At 48.8% G+C, this 12,623-nt stretch carries 4 protein-coding genes; 3 read left to right on the top strand and 1 reads right to left on the bottom strand.

What is annotated here, in order from left to right:
* Positions 1-85 precede the first annotated feature (85 nt).
* Both ACDE64_RS00445 and ACDE64_RS00450 read left to right on the top strand, forming a co-directional pair.
* A complete protein-coding gene (locus ACDE64_RS00445; RefSeq protein WP_411348635.1) occupies positions 86-8,533 on the top strand; it encodes an S-layer homology domain-containing protein in 8,448 nt (2,815 codons plus the stop codon).
* A gap of 230 nt (positions 8,534-8,763) precedes the next feature.
* Positions 8,764-10,821 (top strand): EAL domain-containing protein, encoded by a 2,058-nt coding sequence (locus ACDE64_RS00450; protein ID WP_411348636.1) that lies wholly within the window; start codon positions 8,764-8,766, stop codon positions 10,819-10,821.
* 21 nt (positions 10,822-10,842) lie between these two features.
* Here ACDE64_RS00450 and ACDE64_RS00455 read toward each other — a convergent pair whose 3' ends face one another.
* Positions 10,843-11,505, bottom strand: a complete 663-nt coding sequence (locus tag ACDE64_RS00455) for a DNA-3-methyladenine glycosylase (RefSeq protein ID WP_411348637.1) — start codon at positions 11,503-11,505, stop codon at positions 10,843-10,845.
* Positions 11,506-11,730: 225 nt separating this feature from the next.
* Here ACDE64_RS00455 and speE point away from each other — a divergent pair, with 225 nt between their 5' ends.
* Positions 11,731-12,561, top strand: a complete 831-nt coding sequence (gene speE, locus ACDE64_RS00460; protein WP_411348638.1) for a polyamine aminopropyltransferase — start codon at positions 11,731-11,733, stop codon at positions 12,559-12,561.
* Positions 12,562-12,623: the final 62 nt, after the last annotated feature.

Consider the following 12,623-nt stretch of genomic DNA (forward strand, 5'->3'; position numbering starts at 1 on the left):
GTCTTTCCCAGATGTTTCCAATCAGTCAACCCGTCGACCCAGTCACAATCACCCACTACTACCATTCTTCAAAGGGGCGAAAGAGATGAGAAAAAAGGGGTATTCGTTATTCATCGCAGTTTTAATCTTCAGTCTGGTGATGGTAAACTTCCCTGGACATGCGAGTGCAGCAGGTGCACTTAGGATTACGTCGCAGAATGGCCAGAATGTCACAGGTCAGACGACGACCTTAAATATTGCCTATGAACCAGGTATTCAGTTAAGTTTAATCGGGAGTGTCGTATTTGAACTTCCTACAGGCATAACGGCTACAGCTGGTGACGAATTTAACGGTACAGCCATTCCGGCTAGCATGATTACGAACAATGGTAGAACCCTCACTTTAAGTGGCACCCTTATACTTAACCTGCTTGCCAGCGACACATTGACGCTGAAAAACAAAACCCTTCCGGCGGCAGGCACCTATACAATTACAGCATATACCAAAAGCGCTCTGAACGTAACGATTGGCGAATCGACCCAGCAGAATACATTCACTGTTCTGTCTGCTACACCAGCGCCAACCAGTTCACAAGTTAGCGTCTCCAATCAAATCTCCGGCACATCTACAATCACCGTGACCGGTCAGAATCCTACAGATGTTATTACCGCATACAATGCCAGCAGTCAGGTACTTGGCACGGCAACTGTTGATGCCGCAGGTACAGCTGTTGTTTCTGCTGCGCTCACACCGACTGGCGGCACGATTAGTGTTAGCGCCAAACGCGGTACAGCAGAAAGCGCACGTACAAATGTTACGTATAGCGCTGCAATCTTGAGTGCAGTTCCTTCCACTAGCATTAACGTTCAAAATAACTACGGCACCAGCGATACGATTACCGTTTCTGATATCAGTGCAGGTGATCTGGTGACTGTATATGTATCTGGTACATCGATTGGTACAGCAACAGCCAATAGTAGCGGAATCGCCAAGGTTACTGCACCGCTGACCGCCACAGGCGGCACGATCAATGTTACCCGTACACGCAGTGGTGTGGAGAGTGCTTCCACATCCGTTACGTATGGAGCGGAAACCGTTCCTCCTGTAGCAGCAGCTAATGTTTCTATCAATAATTCGTATGGTGGTACGTCTACTGTGACGATCGGTAGTCTGCAAGTCGGTTCGATCGTAACCGTATCTGCGGGCAGTACTGTTCTGGCTACAGGTACAGCAACATCGGCAACTCTAGTCTTGCCGATCGTCCTGAATGCTACAGGCGGTAGTCTGAATATCAGTGTCAAAGAAGGTCTGTTGCAGAGCGCAACGACTACGGTAACGTATCCTTCGATTACCGTTCCAGCTATCGTTTCTGGCAATATCCAGATCACGAACAATTCCGGTAATGCGGATACTGTAGCCGTGACAGGTCAGATCGAAGGTGATCTGGTGACTGTGTATGATGGCAACGGTGTACTAGGTACAGGTACTGTCAATGCGCAAGGTTCCGTTAGTGTACCTGTGACGTTGGTGCCGCTTGGTGGCACAATCAATGTTAGTGTGAAGCATAACGGCGTAGAAAGTCCCGCAACAGCGATTGCTTATTTGGCAGAAGTGGTCACACCATTAGCCAGCAACCAGATTTCGCTGGGCAATATCGTGAATGGTCAGATCGTAGTGACTGTGAATGGGCTGACGTCAGGCGATCTGATCCAAGTGTACGGAACAGGTGAAGTGCTAGGAACAGCGACGGCAACCACTACTGGTTCCGTTTCAATTCCGGTCAGAGCCAATGCACAGGGTGGCAGTCTGAATGTAAGTTTGACTCGCAATGGGATTGAGAGCGTAGCAACCTCGGTAACGTACGGTTCGGTTGTTGTGCCTCCAGTATCCAGTAGCAATGTAACAATTACCAACAATGCAGGTGATAGCGATACAGTCGTAGTTACCAATCAGACGGCTGGCGATCTGATCACCGTCTATGCAGGTGGTACAGTTCTCGGTACTGGTACGGTTGCCAGCAATGGAACCGCCACCGTTGCTGTGAAATTAAATCCGCTTGGCGGTAGTGTAAGTGTCAGCATTACCAATCAGGGTGTGGAAAGCACGGTTGTGCCTATTCCGTATGGAGCAGAAGTCGTGCCTCCATTGACCGCAGCCAGCATTAATGTAACGAACAACTCCGGCAATAACGATACGGTTGCTGTTAGTGGTTTGACGAGTGGAGATATTATCCATGTATATGGCAACGCAACATTGCTGGGTACTGGAACAGTAGCAGCAAGTGCTACCAGTGTTAGCATTCCAGTAACGTTGATTCCAGTTGGTGGCAATGTGACTGTAACGTTAACGCGTAATGGTGTAGAGAGTGTCCCTACGCTTGTTACGTATACAGCAGAAGTGGTAAATGCGATTCCGGCGGAACGCATTACCGTGACGACTGCGATCGGTGTAGCAGCCAGTATTACTGTCAATCAATTGCAAGAAGGCGACATTGTTCATGTGTATGCGGATGGCACATTGCTCAGTACAGGTACAGCCGATGCACAGGGCGTAGTGCAGGTAGATGCTGCCCTTTCTGCCAATGGCGGTGCGATTAGTGTAACGCTTGTTCGCAATGGGATTGAAAGTATCCCAACACTTGTTAATTATAATGCATTACTTATTCCATCTATTTCAGCACAAAATGTAAACCCGCAAAATAACTACGGCGATACAGATACGGTAACGGTATCCGATGTGAACGAAGGTATGGAAGTTATCATTTATGGAAATGACAATACTGTTCTCGGTACAGCGACTGTTCCAGCTTCACGTCAGGTATCCATTTCGGCTACTCTGATTCCGACGGGTGGTACAATTTATGTATCGCAACGATATCTCGGTATTGAGAGTGATACAGTGGCGGTTAACTATGCGGCAGAAGTGGTACCACCAATTCCTGCTAATTTGATTACGATCAATAATATTTCAGGTACACAGGATACCGTTAGCTTTACATCGTTGGTAGCAAGCGATCTGATTACGATTTATGAGAATGGTGTTGTATTGGATACCGGTACAGTGGCGTCCAATGGTTCTGTGTCGATCGCTGTGACATTGAAACCGCAAGGCGGAACTTTGTCGGTTACGCGTACGCACAATACGATTGAAAGTGCAGCAACTGCTGTGAACTATGATGCGGAACCAGGTCCGGTATTGAACATCAACAGCATCAATTTGATCAACAATACGGGCAATAACGATAGTGCGACGGTTACTGGTCTGCGACCAGGGGATACGATTCGTATTCTGGCAACTGACGGCACCGTTCTTGGTACTGCCGTTGCTGATGGGAATGGTACGGCAAGCTTCCAGCTGCAATTGCTGCCTGCGGGCGGAACAGCTTCGGTAATTCTGATTCGCGATCAGCTGGAAAGTACACCGGTACAGGTTACTTATCCAGCAGAACCACAGGCACCGGTAGATTCACCGCAAGCCGTCGTTGATCGTATTCAAGGTGATCAAGGTACGATTACTGTGACAGGTATGCAGGCGGGTGTGGATGCCAGAGTATACGATCAGGACGATGCATTGCTCGGCACCGCTACTTCAGATAGCGGCGGCAAAGCAGTCATTACATTTAAATTCCTAAAAGCACAGGGCAAATTGTTCATCCGTGTACTGGTCAATGGTGTGGAAACCACGATCAGCACATTTGATTATCAAAATGTAGACGTAGAACCGACACCGGACAATACGAAGGCTGAATTGACCGATATCGACGGTGATCAAGGTACGGTTACGATTACCGGGGCGCAACCAGGCGATGTTCTAAAAGTGTACGGACCGAACGGCAATGTGTTGGGTACAGCTGTAGCCAATGGTAGTGGCGACGCGTTAATAACCTTTACATTCCCAACTGCTGACGGTCAACTGGTCGTTACATCGACACGTAACGGCGGCAATGGTGAAGTTCCAGTCACTACGCTCGATTACAGCGGCGTGGATATTCCAGCAACTCCGCAACCAGCAGCAGCGCTGAGTAATATTAATGGTGATCAAGGTACGGTTACGATCACCGATGTACAACCGGGCAATACGGTTACCGTATATGGTCCGAACAATGAGGTGCTTGGAACCGGCGTTGCAGATGGCAATGGCCAGGCGATTATTACCTTTGTTTTCCCAACGGAAACTGGTTCATTGACCGTGACTACTACTGGTAACGGTACAGAAACAACGATCACTACCTTGCCATACAGCGGCATCCAGATTCCGGCGACGCCTTCACCACAGGCGGCTTTGAGTAACATTAACGGGAATCAAGGCGTGGTGACCGTAACAGACGTAGTTGCAGGACAGGTTGTACGTGTATATGGAGATAACAATGTACAGCTGGCAGAAGGAACAGCTGACGGCAACGGCTCAGCCGTACTGCCATTTGTATTCCCGACGACAGATGGCACGTTATCTGTACGCACGGTTAGCAATGGTAACGAAACCGAAATTGGTATTTTGCCATATAGCGGTGTCGATCTGCCAAGCGCCAATCCAACAGCGACCATCAGCGATATTGATGGAGCGACGGGCACAGTAACCGTAACCGATGCACAACCGGGCGATATCGTCAAAGTGTATGGTCCCAACAATGAAGTATTAGGTACAGCAACCGCCAATGGTAACGGGGAAGCGATTATCAGCTTTACCTTTACAACGACGGACGGCACATTAACTGTGACGTATACTCGTGGCGGTAGTGAGACACCGATTACGACGCTTCCATACAGCGGCGTCGATATTCCAGCGACTCCACAACCGACGGCGGCATTGACGAATATTAATGGCGATCAAGGTACAGTAACAGCTAAAGATCTGACAGAAGGTCAGGTTGTGACTGTGTATGGTGATAATAATGTCGCACTGGCTACTGGTACAGTGGGTGCGAATGGCGAGGTTATCATTGCCTTTACGTTCCCGACGGCCGACGGAACATTGACAGTCGTAGCGACTAGTAACGGAACAGATATTACGATTGCGACGCTGCCATACAGTGGCATCGATATTCCGGCGACGCCATCGCCAGAAGCAGCATTAAGCGGTATTAATGGGAATCAAGGCGTGGTAACCGTGACTGGCGTAACTGCTGGACAGACCGTACGCGTCTACAGTGACAGCAATGTGCAATTGGCAGAAGGTATTGCAGATGGTAACGGTTCAGCGGTGTTGCCTGTGACGTTGCCGGGAAGTAGTGGCGAACTGTCCGTACGGATCGTAATTAACGGTACAGAGAATGAAATTGCCCTCTTGCCATACAGCGGTATCAATCCGCCAACCACTCCACCAGCAGCAGTCATCAGTGATATTAATGGTGCAGAGGGAACGGTAACCGTAACCGATCTTCAAGCAGGCGATATTGTCAAAGTATACGGTCCAAACAATCAGGTACTGGGTACAGCAACTGCTAACGGAACTGGTGAAGCAGTGATTGATTTTACATTTACAACAGCAGATGGAACGCTGCGAGTCACTTATACACGCGGCGGAACAGAAACAGATATTGATAATTTGCCATACAGTGGCGTGGATATTCCAGCTACACCACAACCGATCGCTGCATTGACAAATATTAGCGGCGATCAAGGTACAGTAACTGCCAGCAATCTGGCAGCAGGACAAACTGTCACCGTGTATGACGATAACAATGTCGCACTCGGTACAGCAACAGCAGGAGCGAACGGCGAAGCGATCATTGCCTTTACGTTCCCGACAACAGACGGAACATTGACGGTCGTAGCGACCAGTAACGGAACAGATACTACGATTGCGACATTGCCATACAGTGGAATTGATATTCCGGCGACGCCATCACCGGAAGCGGCATTAAGTGGTATTACTGGGAATCAGGGCGTGGTAACGGTAACTGGCGTAACTGCCGGACAGACCGTACGCGTCTACAGCGATAACAATGTTCAACTGGTAGAAGGAGTTGCAGATGGTAATGGCTCAGCCGTTCTATCGGTTACGCTGCCAGGAACTAATGGTGAATTGTCCGTTCGTACGGTTGTTAATGGAATCGAAACGGAAATTGCGCTCTTGCCATATAGCGGAATCACTCCACCAGTAACGAATCCTTCCGCTGTAATCAGCGACATTGACGGAGCTACTGGAACTGTGACGATCACGGATGCGCAAGCAGGCGACATTATCACAGTGTATGGTCCGAACAATCAAGTACTGGGCACAGCAACAGTAAATAGTAATGGCAAAGCAGTGATCGACTTCACCTTTACGACAAGTGATGGCACGCTGACAGTGACGTATACCCGAGGTGGAAATGAAACAGAGATCACCACATTGCCATACAGTGGTGTCGATATTCCAGCGACTCCATCACCGGAAGCTGTACTCAGCAGCATCAATGGGGATCAGGGTGTTGTGACAGTGACTGGTGTAACTGCTGGACAAACGGTACGTGTATATGGAGATAACAATGTGCAGCTGGCGGAAGTCGTTACAGATAGCAACGGTTCAGCAGTATTGCCGTTCTCCTTCCCTACTGCGGATGGCACATTGTCTGTCCGTACCGTAAGCAATGGAACGGAAACAGAGATTACAACGCTGCCGTATAGTGGCGTAGACATTCCGACTACACCTATACCGACACCAACCGCTGATCTGACCGATATTAATGGAGCAGATGGTGTTGTGACGGTAACCGATGCACAGCCGGGTGACGTGATCAATGTCTATGGTCCGAATAATACAATTCTTGGTACTGCAACAGCAGGTAATAGTGGAACGGTGGCAGTCACCTTTACGTTTACGACATCTGATGGCAACTTGCGTGTAACGTATACCCGCGGTGGCACCGAAACCGATATTGACAACCTGCCATACAGTGGCGTGGATATTCCAGCAACACCTACACCACAGGCAGATCTGACAAATGTAACGAACGATCAGGGAACCGTTACTGTCACTGGTGTGACTGCTGGACAAACGGTACGCGTGTACAGTGATTCCAATGTACAGCTAGCAGAAGGTGTGGCCGATGCCAATGGTAATGTGACGCTGACCTTTACCTTCCCATCTTCGGATGGCGCATTGTCCGTCCGTGCAGTAAGCAATGGAACGGAAACTGAGATTGAGAATCTGCCATACAGCGGTGTCGTTGTACCAGGCACTCCAGAACCGCAAGTGGAACTGACCAATAGTAGCAATGGTCAGGGTACAGTAACGGTAACTGGTTTGGCAGCACAGCAAATCGCACGCGTGTATAGCGATACCAATACTCAGCTGGCAGAAAATGCAGCCAACACTCAGGGTACAGCTGTACTGACTTTTGCCTTCCCATCTTCGAGCGGAACCTTATCCGTACGCAGTGTGACGAATGGCGTGGAAACGGAATTGGATACTCTGTCTTACAGTGGTGTTGTCGTACCGGGTAATCCGGGCAATCCAGATAATCCACAGGCAGCATTGGTTAATGTACAGGGAAGCCAAGGTACTGTTCGCGTGAATGGAGTATTAACTGGTGATACCGTTACTGTCCAAAGTTCCGTATACGGACAAGGAACGGTTCAGCTGGGCAATGTTACTGTTAGTGCAGATGGCTTCGTTGATATCAGCGTACAATTCCCTGAATCTTCGGGTCAGCTGGTCATCACTCTGAATCGTGGCGGCAATACGACGACCGTTGCGACAATCAACTATAGTGCTGGCGGCGGTGGCGGTAATACAGGTGGCAGTGATGATGATTCGACACCTGCTAACCGTACACCAGGTCAACTGGGCTGGCCGTATGGCACCGACACAACAGGTGCGGCAGCTGGAACAGGAGCAGCCACGCCAGCAGAGGAAAATAATACTGAAACAACACCGCCGGCAGAAACGACGACACCAGCAAGTAATGATGTCGAAGCCGCCAGCACAGGTGGCACGGAAGCTGTAGAAGAACTTCCTTCCGGTATCAATCTCACTGATAGCGATATTGCTGACTTTAACGATACTGCTGGACATTGGGCGCAAGCCGATATCGCCCGTCTGCATCGTCTGGGCATATTGGAAGGTGTCGGTGGTAACCGCTATGCACCGAATGCAACGCTGACACGTGCTCAGTTTGCCCAGATGGTTAGCAATCTGCTGCAATTGAACGCTAGTGGCGAAGCTGCCGGATATTCCGATGTACGTGATGCTGCTTGGTACAAAGATGCCGTTCAAGCTGCAACAGCAGCAGGTGTCACTAATGGCTACACCGACGGTTCCTATAAACCGAACCAAACGATCTCGCGTGAAGAAATGACGCATATCGTTAGCAATACGCTTCGTTATATCGATTCACAGAAATCTTACGATACTGATACAGACAAAGTGCTGTCTCCTTACAGTGACCGCGCCAAAGTCGGCAACTGGGCACGTAATGATCTAGCACTGACGGTTGATCAGGGATTAGTCAAAGGTAGACCAAGTGGAACAATCGATCCGAAAGCGAGCACGACCCGTGGCGAAGCTGCGACCATCCTGTCTCGTTTGCTGGATCAAGCAAGTGATAACTTCAACATCAAATCTGAATGATTTGCTTTAAACAATTAGTCGGATGAGTAGAGTCATTGCACGATTAAAAGACGGCCGTCATGCTACCCGCAGCGGTCGTTTTTTAATTTTTTTATTAGTTAACATCATCTATTACGAAACAAACTGCATAAACCGTTGTAATATAGAGAGACGATGATTTAGAGACTTAGCAAGAAATGCAATCTATAACTTCATTTATATACTTGAACGTCTGATACAAGGAGGATGCCATGGAACAGATGCATCTTAATTACAACGGCTGGATTATCGGGCTATCCATCCTGATTTCCATCGTCGCTTCCTATATTGCCCTGAATCTGGCAAGCAAAGTATCCCATACCCATGGAAGAAGCAAAGTCGTATGGCTGTGCCTTAGCTCTTTTGTGATGGGCAGTGGGATCTGGTCTATGCACTTTGTGGGAATGCTTGCTTTTCATTTTGATATGCCTGTGAACTACGATATCATATTGACCATGCTGTCAGCACTAGCGAGCATTGTTGCTTCATTTGTTGCTTTTACCGTCAAGCTTAATCCGGCAAAAAAAGTATGGAAGCCGCTCATTGCTGGTATCATTATGGGCAGTGGTATTGTTGCCATGCATTATATCGGTATGGAAGCGATGCGCATGGATGCGATGATCAGCTATACGCCATCTTATGTGATTCTATCGATCTTAATTGCGCTGCTAGCTTCCTACGGTGCGTTATTTCTGTTTCACAAATTCCGCGATAAACCGGATTATAGTCATTGGAAGCTGATGAGCGCCGTTATTATGGGCTTCGCCATTTCTGGTATGCATTATGCGGGTATGGCTGCGACGAATTTTCATGCTATGCCGCATCTTGGTAGAGAAATGCCGATGATGTCGTCGTTGTCTGCCAGTCAGGTACTGCTGATTACAGGCGTATCGATCGTCACATTCACTATTTTGTCCGTATCGTGGGCGGCGGTGTTTGTGGAGCGGCATTTGCTGGAACGAATGGCATATAGCGATCCGCTGACTGCGCTTCCGAATCGTCACGGCTTGCAGAATTATTTTGAAAAAGTATTCGATGATCATACCGAAGGTGCTGTACTATTTCTTGATCTGGATCGCTTCAAATCGATCAATGACACGTTAGGTCACGATATAGGGGATGAGCTACTGATTGAGGTGGCAAGGCGATTGCGTGAATGTATTCTCAATGAGAAAAGTGCTGGCAACGAGCAGGTATTCCGTCTGGGCGGAGATGAATTTCTGATTGCGGCGAGCAGTATGAGTCCGTCGCAGGCGATTGCGCTGGCAGAGCGTATTTTGCAGTCGATCAAGCAGCCGTATCATTTATCAGGCAATCAATTATTTGTCACGGGTGGTAGTATTGGCATAGCACTGGCACCGCAGCATGGGTATGATCGCACATCGCTGATGCGTGCCGCGGATACCGCCATGTATGTATCCAAAAATTCTGGTAAAAACCGATACAGCATCTTTAATGAAGATATGAACAAGCGGCAAATCCGCCGCATGGGTTTGGAGAATGATCTGCGTCAGGCGCAGGATAACAATCAGCTATTTATCGTGTATCAGCCCAAATGGGATTCCCAGCACAATCAATTGGTTGGTATGGAAGCACTATTGCGCTGGCAACATCATGAGCTAGGACTGGTATCGCCGGGCGAGTTTATTCCCATTGCCGAGGAGACCGGGCTGATCATTCCGATGACATATTGGATGATCGGGCAAGTATGCGAGCAGAATCTGCGCTGGCAACGGGAAATGAATGTTGCCGTACCAATCTCGGTGAATATGTCAGCACGTATGTTTGAGAATCCGCTATTTGCTGGTAGGGTCGAACGAATTGTGCAGCAGAGCGGCTTGCCGCCGCATTATCTGGAACTGGAGATCACCGAATCGATTGCGATGAACAGCATGGAAGGTACGGTAGAGCAGCTCAAGCATATTCAATCGCTGGGCATACGAGTATCCTTGGACGATTTTGGCACCGGTTACTCGTCACTTGGACGCTTGGATGAGATGCCGGTCGATATTATTAAAATGGATCAGATCTTTGTTCGCAAAAGCGACCAGACGTCCAAGCAAGCGATTGTCAGTACGATCATCGCTATCGCGCGCAATCTGGAACTGGAGCTAGTGGCGGAAGGCGTGGAAACCGCCGAACAACTTGCCTTTTTGCAATCCAGAGGTTGTTATCTTATGCAGGGATTTTATTTTGGCAGACCGATGACAGTGACCCAGATGAACGAATGGTTAAAAGAACGCGTACTCAACATGCCGCTGGCAGAGTGAATTCACTTTGTACAGCGGTTTTTATGTGTCAGCATCGATTGGGTTATGCGGTAGAGTGAATGCTTGCGGCGTTTTATTTTTCACCGATAGATACGTATGATCCTTAATGTAAAAGCGCCACGGATGCGCCGCATATTCTTCGGCGTAGTCGATATTGATGCGTGGTCCGCATTCGATAACCAATTGCTCCAACTCCTGCTCATCTGCCTGCTCCAATCGCAATGGAGCACCGCTGGCGAGCAGATGGATGCCATTTAGCGATTTGTCGATATCCAGAGCGCGGCACAGCTTACCCGGACCGTTACAGAGCGTCTTGAGCTTACCGGACGGGATCTGGCGGAGTAGCAGCATCAATTGCTCGTCCCGACTTGTCAACGGCTCCACCGCGCGAATCAGTACTGCCTGTGGATCGTCTTCCGGTCCAGTCACAACATTCAGACAATGATACATGCCATAGATCAGATAAATGTAACAGGTGCCACCCTGCCGAAACATCATCTCTGTACGATTGGTGCGTCGATTGCCGTAAGCATGGCTGCCTTTGTCTTCAGCACCACCATAGCTCTCGGTTTCTACAATTCGGCAACGGATCTCCCCAGCAGGCGTAATGCGGCTAATAATCTGTCCCAACAATCGGGGGGCTGCTTCCAACGCGGGTAATTGAACGATTTGCTGAATATTCATGTCAGTCTCCTTTGTATGCTGGATGTAGATATCTTCTGAATGGCTCATACATGGATAGTTACTCAGATGGTGTGAATGCCGCTCAGGGAACAGCTGGTATCACGGTCAGTATCTCTTTTGCAGTGGGTGTACGGATGTCGTATAATGCGAAAGGAACGCAGTGTAGCTATTAACGTAATTTAACTTTTGAATACAACTATACACAAATGAAAAGAGGGACTTTCTATGGAACTGTGGTACACGGAAAAACAGACGCCCGTATTCGGCATTACCGCCAAAATCCGCGAAACGCTAGTCACTGAGCAAACCGACTTTCAGGATCTGGCGATGATCGATACCGAACAATTCGGTCGCATGCTCGTACTGGACGGCATGGTCATGACGACAGTGAAGGACGAGTTTGTTTATCATGAAATGGTCGCCCATCCAGCCCTCAACACCCATCCAAATCCAAGACATGTACTTGTTGTCGGCGGCGGTGACGGCGGCGTGATCCGCGAAGTACTCAAGCATCCAGAAGTGGAGAAAGCGGTACTGGTCGAGATCGACGGCAAAGTAATCGAATACTCCAAACAGTACCTGCCTGAGATTGCTGGCGAACTGGACAACCCGCGCGTCGAAGTACGGATTGCCGATGGCTATATGCATATTATTGAAAATAAAAACGCCTACGACGTCATCATGGTCGATTCGACCGAACCGGTTGGTCCAGCCGCTCCCTTGTTTGAAAAAGGCTTTTATCAGGGGATTTATGAAACGCTACGCGAGGACGGTATTTTCGTCGCCCAGACGGATAACCCGTGGTTCAAAGCCGATCTGATTCAGCAGGTGAACCGTGATGTCAAAGAAATCTTCCCGATCGTGCGTGTCTACGGTGCCAACATCCCGACGTATCCGAGCGGGTTGTGGACGTTCACCATGGGTAGCAAAAAGTATGATCCGCTGGAAGTGGATGAATCCTCCATTCCCGAGCTGGATAGTAATAAATATTATACCCCGCGTCTGCACAAGGCTGCATTCGTACTACCCAAATTTGTCGAAGACCTGTGCAAATAAGCGGAACCACTTGTCCCCAAACTTCTCCCAAACAAACGCTATCTTCCTCATCATAGAATGAC

The sequence above is a fragment of the Paenibacillus sp. WLX2291 genome (genome assembly GCF_046603665.1).
Lineage (GTDB): Bacteria > Bacillota > Bacilli > Paenibacillales > Paenibacillaceae > Saccharibacillus.

What these genes read in the sequence shown, in the direction of transcription:
- ACDE64_RS00455 (WP_411348637.1), bottom strand. Translation starts at nt 11,505, where the DNA reads ATGAATATTCAGCAAATCGTTCAATTACCCGCGTTGGAAGCAGCCCCC.
- ACDE64_RS00445 (WP_411348635.1), top strand. Translation starts at nt 86, where the DNA reads ATGAGAAAAAAGGGGTATTCGTTATTCATCGCAGTTTTAATCTTCAGT.
- ACDE64_RS00450 (WP_411348636.1), top strand. Translation starts at nt 8,764, where the DNA reads ATGGAACAGATGCATCTTAATTACAACGGCTGGATTATCGGGCTATCC.
- speE (WP_411348638.1), top strand. Translation starts at nt 11,731, where the DNA reads ATGGAACTGTGGTACACGGAAAAACAGACGCCCGTATTCGGCATTACC.